This is a genomic window from Flavobacterium sp. 90 (genome assembly GCF_004339525.1).
GTDB lineage: Bacteria > Bacteroidota > Bacteroidia > Flavobacteriales > Flavobacteriaceae > Flavobacterium.
Window position 1 is genome coordinate 530251 of record NZ_SMGE01000001.1, and the last position, 20733, is coordinate 550983.

A 20733-nucleotide genomic window follows, 5' to 3' on the forward strand; every position below is an offset into this window, starting at 1 on the left:
AGCAGGTTTGTGACTAAATTAAGTTCTATTTTAGAATTTACCAATCATCCTAAATACAAAACCAACTATCCATTAAGCTATTGCCCAAATCCGTTAGTAGTTGTTATGAGCAGTTATATCAAATTTGCAATATCTTCAATTGTTATTAATCCTAACAGTTTTTCATTAGGACTTCCGCTATTTGTTATAAAAAGAACATCAAGATTTCTATTGCTGTTTTCAATTTGTTGTATGAAAAAATTATAAGCAGTATAAATATTGCAATCTCTTGAAATGAACTTATAATTATTCTTAAACTCAATTTCGGAAATAAGTTCAGACACTTTAGGATTCTCGGTTATTATTTCGTCATTAATAATGTTTTTTCCCAACCACCTTGAAATAGTATTTGTATTTATAAGTTCAATAATAGAATTATTATCGTCAAATACTGGAAATTGGGAAAATGACATTTCTCTCATTATTTTTAAAACTTTATCAAGCTTTTCATTTTTATGAGCACCTATAACTTCAAACTGAAATGTTGGAATAACTTTCTTTGGATTTGTAAGTTTCTCTTTGAGGTTTTCAAAATCGATAACAACTTCCTCTAAAGGTTCAGCAATAAATCTGCCTCCAATTTTTGGGTTATGTACAATTGCATTTCTAAGTTCACCATAATCTAGCAATTTATCTTTAAAATTTCTAATTAACGGATTTTTGCTATTTTTTACTTTTGAAGAGAATGACTCATAATGATCCTTTTCTATATCCTTTAAAAGTTTATCAACAAAATTGTACGAATCAATAAAACGTTCGGCGTTTGTCATATAGAATTTCTAATAATTGCTCATAACGTTCTAGAGCTTGTGGTTGTTGTGGAAGTTCATAACCTTTCAATTTTCTGGTTTGCAGAAAATACGATACTAAACGGTAATTACACTAATTACACGCTAGCTCAAAACGGTAGTTAGGTATAGTTTTTTATATTACGATAGTTTTGAATATTCAATTTTAGAATCTTCTTCGTCATAAAGATCTGTAATTTTTTCAATTGAATATTTGCCATGTTCTGCTAAATCTATTTCTATTTTTTTTCCATCTATGTCAATCTCATTAGTCAATATTTTTTCGATGTTTTTTCTTTCGGTTTTTAAGTTATCTAGTTTAACGTTATGTTCATCAAATTTTTTAACAGGCTCAATATTTTCTTTTCTGATTTTATTAATTTCGTCTATGTCAGTTATTTTGTCTTCGCTTTTAATTTTGTCTTTTAATTCGTTAGACTTTTGAGTTAATGAATTTATTATGCTATCTTTTTCAATCAATTCAACCAATTTAGTTTTAATAGTTGTAGTGTTCATGTTTTTTAATTTTTTATTTGATTCTGTGCGATAAATTACCTCTACTCGTTAATACCTACCATAAAATGTCATCAACAATTTTTTTTTGATCGTTTTGATGCAGTAAAGCTATTCTTAAAGCGAATATAAGAAATATTTTTACTACATTTTTTAGCTTTCTTGAAATTTAAATAAAAATAATTCCTAAGTTTTCACCTCATTTAAATCCTCTCTAAATCATACCTCAAATGAGTTATATCAAGTTTTTAAACATCAATAAATAATGCATTTAAATCGATTAATTAATAAATTTCTGATTGTCACTAACTTTGTAATTACTGGAGGTGTAAAACCTGTAATATAAAGGTAGCTAAGTAATTCATGGATAGTTTTCATATCCTAAAATGACAAAAATTCAATTTCCGACTTTTTATCCAGTAGCCGCCAGCCTTCATCAGCAAGTATAAAATATACTTCATGAATCAATGTATCTTTCAATCCATTTTTAATTGCAGCAGCAAAAACATTTTTTTTTCGAATAGTAGTATATTCCACAATCGCCTTATTACCGGAGCTCATAATCCGGATGGCTACAATTGCTCCAAACTCTTCATCGGCTACTTTTACACGTTGAATTTTATGTTTTTTATCTGCTGCAGGTGTTGGCAGTAAGTACGGTCTTGCTGCAGGGGTAAAACTCACGAAAGCCGTTGTATCACCAAATTTTTTGGTTTGAAGTACTTTTACAAATCCTTTTTCTACGAGTCCGGATTTAAAAATGGTGTAGGCATGCGTGGGATCACCACAGAAAATATCATGGTCTACAATAGTAGGGTAATGATTTTTTTCCAGAATAAGGGCGGTAGCCAATTTCTCATCCAGCTTTTTAGGCTGGCAACCTGTTATGATCAGAATCATAGTGGCTAAAATATAAGATAGATTTTTCATGTTTTTAAGTTTTAAATTATTTAGTTAATATTCTTTAATCTGTTTAATCATGCGCTCCAATGTTTCAATTGCTATTCGTTTATCCCTTTCTTCAAAAATGTAAGCCTTGCTTCGCATGGCATTGTATGAAAGATCCACTTTATTTGGAGTGGATAGAAATGGAACAATTGTTTTAAATAAATGATTCATTGATTTTGAAATAAGAATTTTTAATTCATCAGATGCCCTAAGTATTAAGGCTGTCTGATCTGTCGAAAGCTTACATAAGACTTTATTAGAGGAAGAGTCTATAACGGAGGACTCACACATCTTCTTTTCAATAATTGGTAAAGGTTTGTTTAAATAGTTTGCAAATCTGGATTCTACAAAAGTTATTAATTCATCCAAACACGAAATTAAAGTAGCAGTTACCTCTTTTAAATGTTCTCTATGTTCATCATCGGTACTATTTATCTCTGTAATTTTATCTAAAAGAAATAACAGCGATGAATAATAATTTCCAACTAAAATTTTAATCTGTTTCTCCTTGGTAAGCGAAAAAACCTGTACCGTAAATTGTGACTGAATTAAGAATGTTTGCTCGGTCGCTTTTTTAATAATCGCTTTGGATTGAATTGGAGTAATCATAGTAAGATCTGTTTTACCAGGATTAAGGGTTGAGGTCACCGTTAAATCCATCCATTCTAAAAGATAGGTTTGAGTCATTTTTTTTACTTTTACTTAGTAAATATTTCTCTCGACTTGCAATCGACAGTACTCTAAATCAATGCTTATAGAACATTCTTAACCCGGTCAAACATGTATTATAAAGTATTTAATTAGAATTTAATTGTAAACGGTATTCTGAAGGAGACAGGGAAGTATGCCTTTTAAAAAAAGTACTGAAAGCAGAAGAATTACTAAAGTGCAATTCTTCTCCAATATATAAAATGGTTAAATGATTGTTTTGCAGTAAAACTTTTGCTTCGAGGAGAATCGCTTCTTCAATAAATTGCTTCGCAGTTTTTTCTGTAACTTGTTTAACTATTCTACTAAAATGATCCGTATTAACACCTAAATAATTTGCGTAGTATTTTACACTGTGTTGCTTTCTGCAATTCATTTCTAAAATTTTAAAAAATTGAAGAACTAGTTTTTCCCTTTTCGAATGCTGAAGTGATATATGCCAGGATGACCTGTGATAGATACCTGCTAATTCATATAATAACAGATTAAAACTAAAAAGTATTATCTCATCTTTAAAAACATGCGAGCTAGGTCGTAATACTTTGCTATTAAGTAATGTCAATAAATCAATTAGTAATAAAACATCTTTACTTTTTAGAAAGATTTTAGAGGATAATTGGGTAATAAAAAATTCAAAATACCTAATATGAGGTCTTCGTATACTATTTTCAATAACAAAGTCTGTAGTAAATGACAGCAAGCAAATTTGTAATTGATCACTCATGATCAAAATTTCAAATGAAGTCTTTATAGGTATCACAAGGATCTCACTTTCAAAGACAGTAACTTCTGTATTATCTATTAGGATAGATAAGGAACCCGAATTTACAATCAGTATAGAGAAATGGTCTACCTTAAATAATTTACTCAAAGATTTTTTAGATGTAAATTTCTCAAAAATGTAAACTTGCAGGCCAATATGAAAATATTTTGATTTTTTGCTTACCACGACAATACTCTTTATGAAATTATAATCAGTTAAAATAAATTTTACTTTATTAAAGCCCAAATTGGCAAGCTACTCTGACATCAACCTAGACATCAATGTAACGGTAATAAAAAGTAAATTGGACATGCCGCTCACAAAAAGCAGGTAGGCCAGACTACGTGGACTATCACTTTTTATCTCGCCATTTGTGAGATAGCCAATTATTTCATCATAGGATAATAGATCTATGATGAAATAAAGACTAACAAGATTGAAAAGAATCAAGCACACAGTAAACACGTATGCTATTTCTTTTTCATAGCAATAGATATAATACATCATAACTCAGATCATTGATTGTATATCATGATTCCTGTTACAAGTGAACGTTTTATTGCCGTACAGGGATCATCAATTGCACCACTAACCCCTGCAACACGGTGACCAGTAGAAGTGTCCCAGTCTTTATCTTTGCGTTCCAGAGCATAATACGTTGAATATCTCGCTATGGAGGAAGTGGTAAGGATAATTCTCTTATCCTCACTGTTAAATGCCTGATTAGCTATCACAGCTGATTCAAAAGATATTATGTATTGATAAATTTCCTCGTAGGAATCATTTTCCCATAAAAGGATATCATTCATAAAATTCGAAAGATTATCTTTTGCTGCAATTGTCATTGTAGAATTTAAAATAGTCTGATCTAGTTTAGACTGTGGATTATTTATAATCTCTTGTATCACAATCAGATTGGGAGACAAATTTGTTCCTGAAGTTAAAAGCATTAGATCATTATTTTGAGCCGCTATAGTTTCGATCTGTTGAGAAATTTGTCCTATTGTGTTATACTGATAGTTACCTGATAAATAAGCATCAAGAATATCATTATGTAGTTTACCAGCAAAATCGTAAATGTTTGCAAGGTTTTCAGGGGTCATGTTTTGCACCAAACGTGCTGATTTTTCTGATTCCTTGCTACTGATTTTACTATCTATACTTTCTATATTATCAATAGTATCAGTAGTACAGGAAACGATTAATAATGGTAAAATTATTAATCGTAATGAAATGTTTTTCATGATTAAAATGTGTTAAATGTGACCGACTAATTTTTTAGTCAGTTCATTTCACCCGGGTAAGCAGAACTTTAATTTAGTACTCTACTAAATATTTTTGCTTTTGAATTCAAGGCAAATCTAAAAGTAGATTTTTTGATTTGCAAAACATTAGTATGTGGATTTCCGAGAATAACAGTATGGATTTTCGGAAAATCCATATACCTTTTTTAAATAAAAAAAACCTTAATTATCAATTGTTTACACTATATTTAAGGCGATTTTTTTGAAAAATGTTAATGAGTCTTTTTATAAGCCTTTTATTTAGCTTTCAGAATGATTTTGTACAAAAAATAATGTCTCATTTTAATTCAAACTATGATTAGAAAGTATCTATTTATACTCTCTCTTTGCCTGGGAGATCAAATCTGCGCACAGGAAATCCATTTTAAAATTCCCGATACACTTCGAAATAAGAATTACGATTACCTTTTTGAAAGGATAGAAGAATCTGAAAAAGATAGTGTTAAAAAATCCTTATACCTTAAATCCTTTCTCGTAAAATCGAAAGCAGAAAATAATTTGGAAGAACTTGTAAATGGCTATAAAAACTATGTTCATCACTCGCCGGAAAATCTAAAACTGATCTATGTAGATAGTATGATTTATGCTGCAAAAAAATCAAAAGATAATGCATTAATAGGTTCAGCCTATCTTTCAAAAGGAATCGTATATTATGCCGCTAAAAAACATAATTATGCATTAGACAATTATCTAATTGCAGATAATTATATTTCCAGAACAAATGATAAGTATTTGATATATAAGGTAAAATACAATATTGCAAATATAAAATACTACCTGGGATTTTATAATGAGGCAATTTCTTTATTTAAGGAATGCATCGATTACTTTAAAGAAAACAACGATAGGGGCTATCTGAATTCCTTACATTCTCTGGGTCTTTGTTATAATCGTCTTGGAAGTTATAGTTTATGTACAGAAATAAATGAGAAGGGATTATCAGAAGGACAAAGATTATCTAACAATGAGATGAAAGAGTATTTTATTATCTCCGAAGGAGTTAACCAGTATTTCCGAGGCAATTATACTTTGGCTATTAGTAAAATCAACTATTCACTACCTGTCATTATAAAAAACAAAGATTTTGCAAATGAAGCTGTTGGCTATTTTTATATTGGGAAAAGTTATTGGGATCTTAAGAATCCTGAAATGGCTATACCTTATTTCAAAAAAGTAGATGATATTTTTAATAATAAAGGATACATTCGTCCTGATCTTCTCAATAGCTATGAATTATTAATCAGTTACTTTAAATCCAAAAAAAATCTTAACCTACAACTTTACTATATTGAGAAACTGCTTAAAGTAAATAATATTATGAACAGCAGATACAAATACGTATCGCAAAGAATTTACAAAGACTATAACACTAAAGAATTACTATTTCAGAAAAATAAAATTGAAAAGTTACTTGAAGAAAGAAAGCGTAATGACTTTATTTTCAATGGTATAATAGTTTTTTTATTTTTATCTGTGGTCTTTCTAATTTATAATCATAGTAGGAATAAGAAAGTTTATCGTCAAAGATTCGATGATTTAATGAAAAAAAGTGAAACTGTATCCAAGTTTGAATCAAAAATCCTAAATAACGGAATTGAAGATATAAATCTGGATACTGTAAAGGTTATATTGAAGCAATTAGAAAAATTTGAAAAGGATAAAAAATTTTTGGTGAAAGATTTGACGGAAGCAAAACTCGCGGTTCTAATTGATTCAAATATAAAATATCTTTCAAAAATAATATTACATTACAGAGGTAAGAAATTTGTAAAGTACATCAATGATCTAAGGATAGACTATTTGATAAAATTAATGAAAGAGGAAAAGAAATTTCAGAATTATACAAATAAAGCGCTATCAGAAGAAGCGGGTTTTAGTAGTAAAGAGCGTTTTACAAAAGCTTTTTTTTCCAGAACCGGAATGCCAACATCATATTTTATGAAAGAACTTAGAAAAGAGGACTAATAATACAGTTGAATTGTAACCTCGCTTAAATAAGTTTAGGCGATGTTATCTTCTAATATTATTCTAAATTATGCTTTTCTATCAATCTTATATGTTCCTTGTAAATTTCAGAAAATTTTTCTTTTCTATAATTTATCAAATCAATAGAGTCGTTCAATAAATCCTGAAGTTTTATTCCACTATCTATATATTCAAAATCGTTAATTAAAGAAGTATCTGCAATTTTGGGAAGAATATCAACTTTAAATCCTCTTTCTTTAAGATTTCTCAAATGACTAAATAATGAACAAATATTAGATATTCCTCCACCTGAACCTTGAAGAGCAAAGTATCCTAAAGCAAACTGAAAAATTTTTCCTGTTCTTTTTTCCTCGACTATGGGAGCAATTAAATTCCAAGCACTACTTTTTTTATCTTTCTGGATAAAAAGATACACAATCACATTATCATTAATATTATCAATTAAATGAAATTGGTTAGTGGATAAAGTAGTTTTTGATTCCGTAAAATTTATTCTGTCAATTGTTTCTGTACTTTCTAAATTCAAGATTTTATTTTTTTCTTTTTTATTAAAATTATTAGAAAGATTGAAAAAAGTGAATGATAAAATTGAATTTTTTACTGCATTATTCTCTAATTTAAACATAAGTCACGAAATTTTATTTTTTATAATTAAAACAACAACTGTATTGCTAATGTTAAGGTAAAATAAAAAAGGATGCGTATTGCATCCTTTTTTATTTGTTTTATTCATTTTTTTTCTTCAAAATAATCTTCATACAGTTTCTCTCCGTATTCTTTTTCTAGTATTTTAAAAAAATCTGATAAGGTAATTTCTTTGTAATAGCAAATTTTAGAAAGTGTATGCACTGGTATATTATAGTTGTCCGCACTTTTAATTTTTGCAATTATAGAATCATGAACAACAAAAAAAGCAGCCAATTTATCATTTGAATCTCCTGGTTTAAACCAGTTAGTTCGGATAAATTCACAGATATAATTATTTATTTTATATATTTTTTTTGTTGTGCTCAATTAAATGTAATTAGTTTAGTCTAAGCAAATAAAAAGACTTAAATTAAAATTTTCACACGCGATAGCGTGCGTTTCGAATAATTTTATTATATTTGATTTTAATTTTACAATTAAAATATTTGATTGTAAATTTGCGAACCTTATAAAATTCATGAGGCATTCGCTTTGAATCTCGTTATCAAAAACTGGTAATTTTAGCACGCGAGATGATAAGTAAGATGCTCACGTCCTATGGCGTGGGCTCACTTATTCGTGTGCGGGTATACCAGTACCTTGATAGCGTTTAAGATGAGTTCTGCGCCATTTTTTATTCGCTTGGTACAATTCTCTACTTTTATTCCTAGCAATGTTTCTCCATTTTTCAAAGTCTCGCATTTAGCTATTACCTAACCAAACCTGCATGACTTATGAATTAAAAAAAATTACTGCTATTTTTTACTGCCTGCACTGTCTCAATTTTTATTATGAATTAGTCAACTGCAAAGTTTTATAGGTTTTTAAAAAAGGCAAGATTACATGGCTTTATCTAAGCTAAAAAAAAGCTCTCTAACCCGCGATCAACAAGTATAGAGAGCTGAATTAATAAAACTTTCGTTTCAAATTAACTAACCCCAAAATTATGAAAACTTTTTCATTAAATAAAGGGTTGGCGGGACTTTGGTATCCGTTTATTTTCGGGTTCTATCTTTTTTGCACGCCAGCCTTAGCGAGGAACACCTTGTTCTTTTCCGTTTTACAACAACAAACACAAGTCCACGGTATCGTAACTGATGGCACCCTTCCTCTTCCGGGAGTCAGTATTTCAGTAAAAAACCAGAAAAAAGCTGTGGTTACTGACTTTGATGGCAAATTTACAATAACAGTGTCACCACACGATATTCTTATTTTTACCTACATTGGTTTCAAAACAACTGAAATTCCAGTTGCAGGGCGCTTAGTAATTAATGTACAAATGAAGGAAGATGCCACTTCTCTTCAGGAAGTAAAAATTAATGCAGGATATTATTCCGTTAAAGAGAGCGAACGCACGGGAAGTATAGCAAGAATTACTTCAAAGGATATCGAAACACAGCCCGTAACTAATGTACTTGCCACGATGCAGGGTCGTATGGCAGGTGTGAATATTACACAAAATACAGGAGTTCCCGGAGGTAATTTCGATATTAAAATCAGGGGACAAAACAGTATTCGCGTTGATGGCAATGCACCACTTTATCTTATAGATGGTGTGCCATATGCTTCTGAAACAATTGGATACAATCAGACCTCTACTATTTATCCATCACCTACAAGCCCTCTAAACAGTATAAATCCTGATACTATCGAAAGTATTGAAATACTCAAAGATGCAGATGCCACAGCTATATATGGTTCGAGAGGTGCTAACGGTGTGGTGCTCATCACAACTAAAAAAGGAAAAGCAGGAAAAACAACTTTTACAGTAACTGCCTCCACGGGTGCCGGAACTGTAACAAAATTCATGAAACTCATGAATACAGAGCAGTATCTAGCCATGCGAAGAGAAGCTTTTAAAAATGACGGCATTCCCTACAATTCATGGGATTATGATGTAAATGGAACATGGGATCAAAACAGATATACCGATTGGCAAAAGGAACTTATCGGTGGTACAGCCAGCATCACAGATCTACAGGCTGCTATTTCAGGGGGATCTGAAAAAACACAGTTCCTGATCAGCGGTAATTATCATACGCAGTCCAGCGTATTTCCGGGTGATTTTATCTATAAAAAAGGCGGTTCACAATTCAATTTAAACCACCGCTCAGAAGATAATAAATTCAGGGTTACGTTCTCAGCTGGATATAACAGTCAAAACAATGATCAGCCCGCCTTTGATTTTACCTATGATGCCCGCTCACTCCCTCCTAATGCACCTGCCCTTTATGATTCTAATGGTGAACTAAACTGGGAAAACGGCACTTGGGACAATCCGCTTCGGAACCTTAATGCTGAATTTGAATCTAAAACAAATGACCTTATTGCCAATTCCGTATTATCATATGAAATATCTTCAGGTCTCTTGATTAAAAGCAATTTTGGATATACTGATTTAAGCACTGTGGAAACCCGTACAGCTCCATCGTCTGTATATAATCCTGCCTACAATATCAGCAGTGCTAATTCATCACTTTATCTAAACAATACAGACCGCTCTTCCTGGATCATAGAACCACAGATAAGTTGGACAAAAGAATTAGGTTTAGGAAAACTGGACCTGCTTGCAGGATCAACTTTTCAAAATCAAACTACCACCCGGTTGTTTCAGTCAGGTACAGGATATAGTTCCAACAGCCTGATTTATAATCTGGCATCTGCTAAGTACATTAATGTACTGCTAAATGATGAAACCATATATAAGTATCAGGCCTTTTTCGGACGTATTAACTATAGTTTCGACAAACGTTACATCATCAACCTTACAGGCAGGCGTGATGGGTCAAGCCGTTTTGGACCAGGCAATCAATTTGCTATTTTCGGTGCCGTAGGTGTGGCATGGCTCTTCTCAAATGAGAATTTTCTAAAAAACAGCTCATGGATCAGTTTTGGAAAACTAAGATCCAGTTACGGAACAACCGGTAGTGACCAGATTGGCGATTATCAGTTCTTAAATACCTATACTACTACAGGGATAAATTATGGAGGAAATGTCGGCCTTGAGCCAACCCGGCTTTACAATGCTGATTTTGGTTGGGAAACCAACAAAAAACTAGAAGCCGCGCTTGAATTAGGTTTTTTTCACGATAAAATATTTACAACAGCTTCATGGTATCAGAACAAATCATCTAATCAGCTCGTGGGAGTCCCACTGCCCGGAACAACTGGTTTTACCGTTCTTCAGTCAAATTTAAATGCCGAAGTTCAAAACAGCGGTTTGGAACTGACACTTAGAACCAATAACTTCAGTAATGCAAATTTTAGCTGGACAACCAGCTTCAACCTAACCTTTGCCAAGAACAAACTGCTTAGTTTTCCGGTATTAGAAAGTTCTCCCTACAGCCAGAAATATCGCCTTGATAAGCCCCTAAACATTGAGCTTGTCTACGAGTATAAAGGGGTTAATTCCCAGACTGGTCTCTATGAATTTGAAGACATTAATAAAGACGGTAAAATTACTTTTCCTGAAGACAGACAGAAAGCTGTCGATCTTAATCCAAAGTATTACGGCGGTCTGCAAAATCAGCTTCGCTATAAGAATTGGAACCTTGACTTCTTATTTCAGTTTGTCAAACAAAAAAACAGAATAAATCCAATGGGATTTGCAGGACAGATGTCCAATCAGCCTGTTTCGAAAACAGATCGCTGGCAAGCTTTCGGAGACATTCCTGCTTATCAATTGTATACAACCGGTAATAATAGTGAGGCTGTAACAGCCGATTATTTATACGACAGAAGTGACGCCTCAATAACGGACGCTTCATTTATAAGACTTAAAAACATCTCGCTTTCCTATCTATTACCCATGCGCTCAAACACAGTGCAATGTAAAATTATGCTGCAGGCTCAGAATCTTTTGACTTTTACCAAATACAAAGACGGCGATCCTGAATTTACTTCGTCTGGATACTTACCGCCTCTTAAAGTCACAACTGCAGGCATTCAATTAACATTTTAAAACATACTTTATGAAAACATTTTATCATTTAGAAAAGCAAATGTTGTGGTTAGGAATATTGTCCTTTTTTATGAATTCCTGTGATTCTTTTGTAGAGGTAGATCTTCCTAAATCACAACTTACCACCGTCACCGTATTTGAGGATTATGCTACTGCAGATGCCGCTCTTACCAATATCTACGCAAAAATTAGGGATACGGGTCTGTTCACGGGCAATAACAGAGGACTATCGAATCAGCTTGGAAACTATACCGATGAGATAATTCCTTACGGTACGCCTTCAAATCCAAGTTTGAACTTTTATAACAATAGCCTTTTAGCTGAGAATGCTGATGTTGCGCAGTACTGGAACGACTCTTATAATCAGATTTATGCTGCCAATTCTATCATAGAAGGCACAGAAGCGAGTACTAAGCTTTCAGATCAAAATAAAAAACAACTTAAAGGAGAGGCTCTTTTTATTCGTGCATTACTGCACTTTTATCTGGTCAATCTTTTTGGAGACGTTCCCTACATCACAGTGACCGATTATAAAAAAAATAGTATAGTAAGCAGAATGCCTGTCAATCAGGTATATCAGAATATTATAAATGATCTGGAAAGTGCTATTGGTCTTTTACATAACAATTACAGCGAAATGGGACGAATCCGCGCTGACAGATATGTTGCCCGTGCCCTTTTAGCCAGAGTTTATCTGTATTCCAAATCTTATCCTGCGGCGGCCAATGAAGCCTCGGCAGTTCTTAACCAGACCGATTTATTTGCTTTGGAAATTATAGATGAGACCTTTTTAGTAAATTCAAGAGAGACCATATGGCAATTGCAGTCCGCAGAAGCAGGACAAAATACACAGGAAGCATCAACCTTTATATTCTTATCTGGTCCACCTGCACTTGTAGCTCTAAATGATAATCTTGTAAATTCCTTTTCAGCATCTGACCTGCGACATTCTAATTGGATTAAAGCGGTCAGTGACGACACCTCAACATGGTACCATGCCTACAAATACAAAGAGCAAAACTTTACTTCGATCTCTAAAGAATATTCGATTGTGTTTAGACTTGCCGAACAGTATCTCATCAGAGCCGAAGCACGAGCACAACAAGGTGATCTTATTGGTGCCAAAGAAGATTTAAACAAAATCAGGCATCGAGCTGGTCTTGATGATACTTCGGCAATCACTAAAGAAGAAATTTTAGATGCTTTATTAAATGAAAGACGATGGGAATTCTTTACCGAGTATGGACACCGTTTTTTCGATCTAAAACGCTTCAATCAAATAGATGTGGTGCTTTCAGGCAGTAAGCCGGGATGGAATGCGTCTGATAGTTTATTCCCTCTCCCTCAGAGTGAACTAAGTTCAAATCCGAATCTTCGTCCTCAAAACCAGGGATATTAAAATCGTTTAAGATGATGAAGTACGCTACTCAAAAATATTTCAGTCCTGTAAGTGCTTCTTTATTCCTAAATATGCGTTTACACTTTTTTTTATTTTTTATTTTGCCATTAGTAGCCTGTCCTTTAAGGGGACAGGTGGTGCAAAAAAAAGATCTTACTGCAGCAGACTATCACTTATGGGGTGCCCTGAGTCTGGAAAAAATATCTCCTGACCAGAAGTGGGCCAGTTATACCATGACTTACGAGAATAATATTGATACACTATTTGTTCGTAATACAGTAAGCCTTAAGACATTTTCGTTTGTGACAGTTCAGCATTCTTTATTCACTAAAAACAACACTTTTGTATGTCAGAATGAAGAGGGATTACAAATTACAGAACTACACACAGGGAAAAAACAGTATATAAAATCAGCTCATGAGTTTGATTATTCATCCCTTGCAGATCTTATCATCGTAACAATCAACCTTCCACAGGATAAAAAGAAACTCATCCTTCAAACTCCAGATGGCAAAGTCGTTAGGGAAATAGCTGACATTACCAGTTTTTCTTTAAGTCCTGACAAGCAGCATCTGGTTTATGGAAGAGCATTGAACGATAAACATTCCGTTATCCTACTGGATCTAAAAAAAACGGAGCAGGAAAAGTTGATTCTGAACAATCACGAAGATAAAAGTTTTGGCTTTACATGGCATAAAGATGGAAGTGCTGTTGCTTTTGCAACACAATCAAATTTAATAACTGAGACCTTCTTGTTTTATTATATACTCGAAAATGAAAAATTATATAAGCTCGATCCGGCGCTACAATTAAACTTGCCGAAGAATACCTTTATACCTGCAGACTTTACATTTAAACTGACCGTTTCTGATGATATGCAGAAAGTGTTTTTTACCACAAAAATAAATAGTCCATTATTGGAGGAAAAAAACACTCCAGATGTTGAAATATGGAACGCAAATGACAAATCGTTGTATGCCGAAAGGGAAAAGGGAGGTTCTCTCTCAACAGTTCCAAGGGTTGCACTTTGGTTTCCTTTTTCTAATATTGCCAATCAATTAACAACAAATGACCTGCCTAAGGTGATGCTTTCCGGTGATCAACAATATGCCTTATTATTTAATCCGAAGGATTATGAACCTCAGTTTATAATAAAACCCGGTCCAAGTGATATTTATATTCTGAATCTGAAAACACTTGAAAAAAAGCTATTTTTGAAAAAACATTCTGCTCATTTTTTAGAACTAATACCATCGCCTAAAGGAAACTATATTTCTTATTTTAAAGACGGCAACTGGTGGGTATATAATATTGCAGCTGATACACATCAAAATATTACAGCGGGAATAAAATCTAAATTTACAGCAGAAGATTTACAGTATTCCATCTCCGCCAAAAACTCAAATGCTGGCTGGAGTATGGATGATAAAGAAATTCTGCTATATGACGAGTTCGACCTGTGGGCTATTAAACCCGATGGAACTTCTTTCAGGAGGTTAACACAGGGACGCGAATTAAAAATAAGATACAGACTGGTTAGCAGCCCCGACAGGCAACCTTATCTTTTTGTTTATGATGCGCTAAAAGTAGACAACATTGATATCGAAAAAGAATTGTTTCTTCACGGTCAGGGAGACGATGGAAAAACGGGTTATTTTAAGTGGAATAAGAAGTCACGTGAAAAGTCAATTATCTATGATGATCGACATATTGACCAATTAACCTATAATTCTAACAAACAAAATTTGTTTTACAGGGAACAAAAATTTGACCTTTCTCCACAGCTGATAATTAAAAAGAAAAATTTGAATCCAGTCTCTTTTTTTCAAAGTAATCCACAGCAAAAAAGATATTATTGGGGAACATCAGAACTCATCGAATATGAAAATTCTAAAGGCGTAAAAATGAAAGGGGTACTACGTTACCCTGCGCATTATGATCCCAAAAAAAAATATCCGATGATAGTGCATGTATACCAGAGGCAATATGATCAGCATCATAAATATATAAATCCTACATCACAGATGGAGGATGAAGATAATGATACTGTATGGACCACTCAAGGCTACTTTGTTCTTCTTCCGGATATCATTGTGGAGTATGATACTCTGGGTTATTCAGCCTTGGATTGCGTTTTGGCAGCAGTCAAAAAAGTCCTCGCTAAAGAAATTATAAAACCAGATAAAATCGGACTTATGGGACATTCTTTCGGAGCGTATGAGACTTCGTTTATAATTACGCAAACAAATCTTTTTGCCTCAGCTATTGCAAGTGCCGGTAGTACCGATCTAAATAGTTTTTATTTTACCCTTGCCAAAAACTTCTCTTATCCTAATATGTATCGCTTTGCCAGTGGACAATGGAAAATAAGTCAGAGTCCGTTTGAAGACCCTGAAACCTATCGGCGTAATTCCCCAATTACGTATGCCAATAAAGTGAATACACCACTCTTGTTATGGTCGGGAAAAGAAGATTATAATGTTGATCCTCATCAGACTATGGAATTTTATTTTGCACTTCGTTCTTTGGGTAAAAAATGCATCATGCTCTTATATCCGGACGAAGGACATGGCATTTCAAAACCAGCCAATCAAAAAGATATGACCAGCCGGATTCAACAGTGGTTTGCCTACTATCTCAAAGATGATTTGTCGGCAGAATGGATAACCGAAGGCGTGAAATAAATTTTAAAATAAACTAAAAAAAGCAATGCAGTTCCACTTTGGAACTGCATTGCCGTTTATCGAAACCTCAAACCGTTAGTTTGCTGGTCGAAACAATACTTCATTACAGTTCCCTTGGGCATTTTTACCAAATGCCTGCGGTCCTGTTGCCCCATTAAGACGACAGGTTTGTGATCCACTGGTATCACAATTTACCGGAATGTTACAAGCGCCTTGAGCATTGAGAGTATATCCAATTTTTGGTGCAAGGTTTTTTTCAGTACTTTGCATGGACATAGTGGCAAATGCTCCGGTAATTCCCAGCGCAATAACTGCTGCCGGCATTACATTTTTAAAAAAAGTTTTCATAATAATAAATATTAAATTAAAAACACGATCTACTTTTTTCTACAGGTGTTCGATCTGGCTTCCTGACATCGGCCAATGTATTTTGATGCTGCTTTTTCATTCCAGCATTTTTATTTTTTTTTTAGTATATCTCTAAGTTTATAAACAGACAGCTCATCACTCATCAAAGCATACAAATGAGTATCAGTAACGATAAAGGATTGCAGTTTTTTATCCTCAACATTGTAGATTGCAAAACTCAGTAAATAAGCTTTTTTCTTTAGGTCATATACATCAATTATCGCAGCCTGTTTCCATAATTTCAGATCTTCAAAACGTCCTTGAATTTTGGAGTTTATAAAAAATAGATTTGAATTTACAGCAAGATTTGCATTTACGGTCATCGGCGGTGTTGCCATTCTTCTCTCTGTATTATTTTTGAGATACGCTACCTTAATCTGAGCATGTGATATTGTATCTATAGTATGACCCCGGTATAATAGCTTTAAATTTTCATCTGCAACAATAAATTCATTTCTGTAATAATAGAGATAAATCATTCGTTTCATTTTCTCATTGTAGACAAGCATACCATCAGTATCGAATACACCGTCGATTTGTGTCTGTAAAAGTGTATCGTTATAGCTAATTTTTGGTGACCTTTCGGCTTTAAAAATACTTAAAATATGAGCAGCATTCTTGCCATTATTAGACCTGAATACTACCGAAGTAATATCCACAGGCTCAGCGATGGTAAAATAATGAAGGTCTTTTATTTCGCCGATCACTTTCCAATTATTGGTCCTTCCCCAAAAAATGCAGGGAACGGTTCCATCCATCAAATAAAAGTAAGATCCTCTAACTAAAATTTTAATCCTTTTAAATGCTATATCTTTTGGGCTAAAAGAGATTTTAAATGTCTGTTTCACCTGTAAGGCAGAATCAAATGCAATAATATGCAGTGGATCTGTGTAGTTCCCAAGATATACCTGATTATCTCTGCTTCCGGCAAAATAATAGGAATTGAATTTCAGATTTACTGTTTTTTGCAGCATGATAGGATGCTGTGGATACCTTCTGATAAATGGATTTTCATGTTGCATAATTTGTTCCGATGATAAAAACAAAACAACAACTATTATGATGCTCAGTGCAACTGAAACTATAGTTGTTTTTATCCCTACAACCGGTTTTGTAAAGGATTCATTTTCTATACGTATATGATGTTCCAACAGAAGAGCCAACAATCCTAACAGCACAAAAACAATATTGAAAATCAGATGTACATCCCAGCTCATTTTCTCCAATATACCACCACAAGAACAAGGGACAAAAGAACTGTAATGCAGTACAATAAAAATATATGCCGTAAACATGGTCATCATACTTACTGAAGCAATTAGTCCCCAGTTTCTAAATCTTTTAACAACCAGTAGCACAACAATCAATAATTCACTCAGTGGTACTATCCATGAAATCCAGGAAGCAAAAGCGCTTAAAAGAGGAGATTGTCCAAGTTGCACTTGGAAGTTCTCATAGTCGAGTAATTTGCTAAATGCTGCATACACAAATAGAAGTATATACAGTAGACATATTGCGTCCAAAATTACACTCTTAATTTTTACATTCAGTTTCATATTTTCTATAGATTTAAGCTGATACCATTAGTGAATACTAAATCGGTATCATTAATATGGAAATTTTTATTCTAGTTTTAAATTTTGCTGTTATTCACCTAATAAATTTTAACAGCATAATTTAAATCCCCTTAAATCCTAAAAAATGAAAAGCATTTTAACTGTGATTCAATTGTTTGGAGTTGGGGCGAAAACAAAATTACAACAGCTTGTTTTATAGTACGTTATCAAAATCCGACATCAATTTGTCAAAATCCGATATTTTAGTTAAAGTTTTAAAAAAAACAATGATAAAATAAATTGGATAATAAAAAAAGGGTTCAAATAAACACTAATTGTTTATTTGAACCTCTTATATTTTCTTGTTTTTTTAATCTTTTATGACTTACCTGTCTCATTTAATGTGTTGAGCTTTTCACTAAGTTCTATAAGCCCTGCTTTTAAAAGACATTCCTCTCCAAACAGTTTTAAATCCTGTAGATTTTCTTCTGAAACACTTGTTAAGAGTATAGATGGTTTATCATCTCCTTTAGCTGCTAACCCACGTTGAATAACATGGTTTAATAACAATACATTTTTTCGTGAAATTTTCAAATCAATCTTCACTACATCATTCATGCTAGGGATACTAAGCACAGTATCAAAAACCTTGGCCACATCATTTGTTGTCATAATCTTCACATTTTTAATTAATAATTTATTTATACAAAGGTATAAAGCTAGTCCTAAAATGTCATGGACATAATATGTCCATCATAGGTAAAATCCATTTCGCTTACTTAATTTTGTATCTGAAATAACAGGAAAGGTTAAAATGAGCAATCAAAAACCTTCCCTAAAACGGTCAGGATTTTGTTGTTTTAAAATTGGTTTATTGCTGTGAAAGAGCACGTTTCTAAATCTAAAATAGAGAGGATAAATTGAGATAATAGTTACCACTTTACATTAGTTCCGAATTATATGCAGTGTGCACTTTCTTTGAGTTTTAAATACAAAAGTCAAACAGATTTTATAAAAAATGACTTCATGGATACAGCATTAAATTTCCGGAATATTACAATTAATACATCACATAATATAAAAAGAGTCTGTAAAAAGAGAAATTTAAGTTCTGAGTGTTTTAGAAATATTATAATGTCTAAAGAACATTTAAAGTTTCAGGAAGATTGCCACGTTTCTGCAATCGGCAAGATGTCCTGTTGTTAAACAACAGCCTTCTTGCTGCTCTACACTCGGAACTCGTGAGCAGTGATAGTGAAAGGATAAATAAGGTTTGATAACAATGAAAAAGAGAGAAAATGAAAAGAGAAAATTCAAACAGAACACGTATAGTTGGGTTACGCTTTACACCTCAAGAATATGCGAAAATTGAGAAAAAATGGAAAGCTAGTACTTGCCGCAAGCTGAGTGATTATATTCGCAGACACCTATTTGAGAAATCTATAACCACCATTTACAGGAATCAGTCTTTAGATGATATGATCCACGAAATGATGCCATTGTTCAAGCAATTAAATGGCATTGGAAACAACTTCAATCAGGCAGTAAAAAAACTACATACACTAAATCAAATTCCAGAATTTAAAGTATGGATAATAAATGCTGAACTGGATAAAAAAATCCTTTTTGACAAGATTGATGAAATCAAAAATTACATCCGGAAAATCTCCGAAAAATGGTTGCGATCATAAAAACAGGATACGCTATCCATAAGGTTTTCTATTACAATGAAAACAAAGTAAAAGAAAATGAGGCAGAGTGTATAGGTGCCGGAAATTATCCTATTGATGTTGATAAAATGAGCCTTCCTTTAAAACTGAACCGTTTTTTAAAACAGCTGGAACTAAATGAAAATGTAAAGCGAAACAGTGTACATATTTCGATCAATTTTGATCCTTCAGAAAATCATCCCAAGGAAAAGTTAATGGCTATCGCGGATACTTATATGGGAAAAATCGGATTTGGCCAGCAGCCCTATCTGGTATATCAGCATCATGATTCCGGACATCCGCACATCCATCTAGTCTCCATAAATGTTCAAAGGGATGGTACACGAATTGACATGCAAAATATTGGCAAAAACCGATCTGAACCGGCAAGAAAAGAAATAGAAGAACGCTTTGGGCTTGTTAAGGCGCAAGGGAATAAAAACAGTACTGATTTTAAGCTTAAGCCAATCATCTCACAAAAGATTCAATACGGTCGAAGCGAATCGAAAAAGGCAATTACAAATGTACTCAATCAGGTGCTTTCATCTTATAAATACACCAGTTTTCCAGAACTCAATGCTGTGCTAAAACAATACAATGTTTTAGCTGACCGAGGCAATGAAGATTCAAAAATGTTTAAAACAAAAGGATTGATCTATAGAATACTTGATGATGACGGTAAACCTATCGGAGTCCCCATAAAAGCCAGTCTGTTTTACAACAAGCCAACACTGAAATTTTTAGAAGAAAAATTTGCGTCTAATAAAACAAATGAAGTCTCAAATATAAGAAGGGTAAAAAATGCCATTGATATGGCATTCTTTAAAACTCAAATATCGCTCGCAGAACTAGTTCAAGTACTGCAAAAAGATGGAATCAATACTGTTTTTAGAAAAAACGCAGAAGGATTAATTTATGGGATTACCTATATAGATCATACCACAAAATGTGTTTTTAATGGCAGTACACTTGGTAAACAATACAGCGCTAAGGGAATACAGGAACGCTGTACATTCATTAATCAGGCCGAACATAAAATGACAAATTTGGTTAGTGAAAAATTACACGAAATCACATTTGAAACACCGAAATCGGAAATAGTTGCAGCACTGTTTGGTGATGATTTTAGAAATAACAAATATATAGGGGCCAGCACAATAATGGGGCAGTTAGCAGAGATGCTCACTCACTCTGAACAAACAGCTAATTACCTTCCATACGAGCTCAGAAACAAAAAGAAAAAAAGAAAAGGACAGTCTAATAATCGATAAAATTTGAAA

The 20733-nt window shown here is 33.1% G+C and carries 17 protein-coding genes; 6 read left to right on the forward strand and 11 right to left on the reverse strand.

The window, feature by feature from the left end; all coding sequences use genetic code 11:
• Positions 1-113: 113 nt before the first annotated feature.
• The 6 genes from C8C83_RS02300 to C8C83_RS02325 all read right to left on the reverse strand — a co-directional run bounded on the left by C8C83_RS02300 (position 114) and on the right by C8C83_RS02325 (position 5003).
• Positions 114-809 (reverse strand): CBS domain-containing protein, encoded by a 696-nt coding sequence (locus C8C83_RS02300; protein WP_121326252.1) that lies wholly within the window; start codon positions 807-809, stop codon positions 114-116.
• 159 nt (positions 810-968) lie between these two features.
• The gene (locus C8C83_RS02305) at positions 969-1343 is read right to left on the reverse strand and encodes a hypothetical protein (protein ID WP_121326253.1); all 375 of its coding nucleotides are present in this window, start codon (positions 1341-1343) and stop codon (positions 969-971) included.
• Positions 1344-1721: 378 nt separating this feature from the next.
• Entirely contained in the window at positions 1722-2270 is a 549-nt protein-coding gene (locus C8C83_RS02310) for a hypothetical protein (RefSeq protein WP_121326254.1), read from the reverse strand.
• 24 nt (positions 2271-2294) lie between these two features.
• Complete coding sequence (locus C8C83_RS02315) at positions 2295-2975, reverse strand: hypothetical protein (RefSeq protein ID WP_056250074.1); 681 nt, start codon at positions 2973-2975, stop codon at positions 2295-2297.
• A gap of 109 nt (positions 2976-3084) precedes the next feature.
• Positions 3085-3720 (reverse strand): response regulator transcription factor, encoded by a 636-nt coding sequence (locus C8C83_RS02320; RefSeq protein ID WP_123887402.1) that lies wholly within the window; start codon positions 3718-3720, stop codon positions 3085-3087.
• A 554-nt stretch (positions 3721-4274) separates the two neighbouring features.
• Positions 4275-5003, reverse strand: coding sequence for a hypothetical protein (locus C8C83_RS02325; protein ID WP_121326255.1), 729 nt, complete (start codon positions 5001-5003; stop codon positions 4275-4277).
• A 354-nt stretch (positions 5004-5357) separates the two neighbouring features.
• On the opposite strand from C8C83_RS02325, the gene C8C83_RS02330 reads away from it, so the two are divergent.
• Positions 5358-7028 (forward strand): AraC family transcriptional regulator, encoded by a 1671-nt coding sequence (locus C8C83_RS02330; RefSeq protein ID WP_121326256.1) that lies wholly within the window; start codon positions 5358-5360, stop codon positions 7026-7028.
• Between the two features lie 58 nt (positions 7029-7086).
• Here the strand turns inward: C8C83_RS02330 and C8C83_RS02335 are convergent, their stop codons facing one another.
• Both C8C83_RS02335 and C8C83_RS02340 read right to left on the reverse strand, forming a co-directional pair.
• The gene (locus C8C83_RS02335) at positions 7087-7674 is read right to left on the reverse strand and encodes a hypothetical protein (RefSeq protein ID WP_121326257.1); all 588 of its coding nucleotides are present in this window, start codon (positions 7672-7674) and stop codon (positions 7087-7089) included.
• Between the two features lie 104 nt (positions 7675-7778).
• Complete coding sequence (locus tag C8C83_RS02340) at positions 7779-8063, reverse strand: transcriptional regulator (RefSeq protein ID WP_121326258.1); 285 nt, start codon at positions 8061-8063, stop codon at positions 7779-7781.
• A gap of 619 nt (positions 8064-8682) precedes the next feature.
• On the opposite strand from C8C83_RS02340, the gene C8C83_RS02345 reads away from it, so the two are divergent.
• The 3 genes from C8C83_RS02345 to C8C83_RS02355 are packed head-to-tail and all read left to right on the forward strand — an operon-like array spanning position 8683 to position 15780.
• Positions 8683-11697: a SusC/RagA family TonB-linked outer membrane protein gene (locus tag C8C83_RS02345; protein WP_121326259.1), complete on the forward strand. Its 3015-nt coding sequence runs from the start codon at positions 8683-8685 to the stop codon at positions 11695-11697.
• A gap of 10 nt (positions 11698-11707) precedes the next feature.
• Positions 11708-13096, forward strand: coding sequence for a RagB/SusD family nutrient uptake outer membrane protein (locus C8C83_RS02350; protein ID WP_121326260.1), 1389 nt, complete (start codon positions 11708-11710; stop codon positions 13094-13096).
• Positions 13097-13107: 11 nt separating this feature from the next.
• The gene (locus tag C8C83_RS02355) at positions 13108-15780 is read left to right on the forward strand and encodes a prolyl oligopeptidase family serine peptidase (RefSeq protein WP_121326261.1); all 2673 of its coding nucleotides are present in this window, start codon (positions 13108-13110) and stop codon (positions 15778-15780) included.
• A gap of 75 nt (positions 15781-15855) precedes the next feature.
• Here C8C83_RS02355 and C8C83_RS02360 read toward each other — a convergent pair whose 3' ends face one another.
• The 3 genes from C8C83_RS02360 to C8C83_RS02370 form a co-directional block, all read right to left on the reverse strand.
• Complete coding sequence (locus C8C83_RS02360) at positions 15856-16128, reverse strand: DUF6520 family protein (protein WP_072959310.1); 273 nt, start codon at positions 16126-16128, stop codon at positions 15856-15858.
• Positions 16129-16238: 110 nt separating this feature from the next.
• Complete coding sequence (locus C8C83_RS02365) at positions 16239-17744, reverse strand: MauE/DoxX family redox-associated membrane protein (RefSeq protein WP_121326262.1); 1506 nt, start codon at positions 17742-17744, stop codon at positions 16239-16241.
• A 378-nt stretch (positions 17745-18122) separates the two neighbouring features.
• Positions 18123-18416 carry a hypothetical protein gene (locus C8C83_RS02370; protein WP_347812775.1) on the reverse strand — a complete coding sequence of 98 codons (294 nt, stop codon included), beginning with the start codon at positions 18414-18416 and terminating at the stop codon, positions 18123-18125.
• Positions 18417-19042: 626 nt separating this feature from the next.
• Here C8C83_RS02370 and C8C83_RS02375 point away from each other — a divergent pair.
• Together C8C83_RS02375 and C8C83_RS02380 are read left to right on the forward strand one after the other, a co-directional pair.
• The gene (locus tag C8C83_RS02375) at positions 19043-19435 is read left to right on the forward strand and encodes a plasmid mobilization relaxosome protein MobC (RefSeq protein ID WP_121326263.1); all 393 of its coding nucleotides are present in this window, start codon (positions 19043-19045) and stop codon (positions 19433-19435) included.
• Entirely contained in the window at positions 19420-20724 is a 1305-nt protein-coding gene (locus C8C83_RS02380) for a relaxase/mobilization nuclease domain-containing protein (RefSeq protein ID WP_121326264.1), read from the forward strand. The genes C8C83_RS02375 and C8C83_RS02380 overlap by 16 nt, the downstream gene beginning before the upstream one ends.
• Positions 20725-20733: the final 9 nt, after the last annotated feature.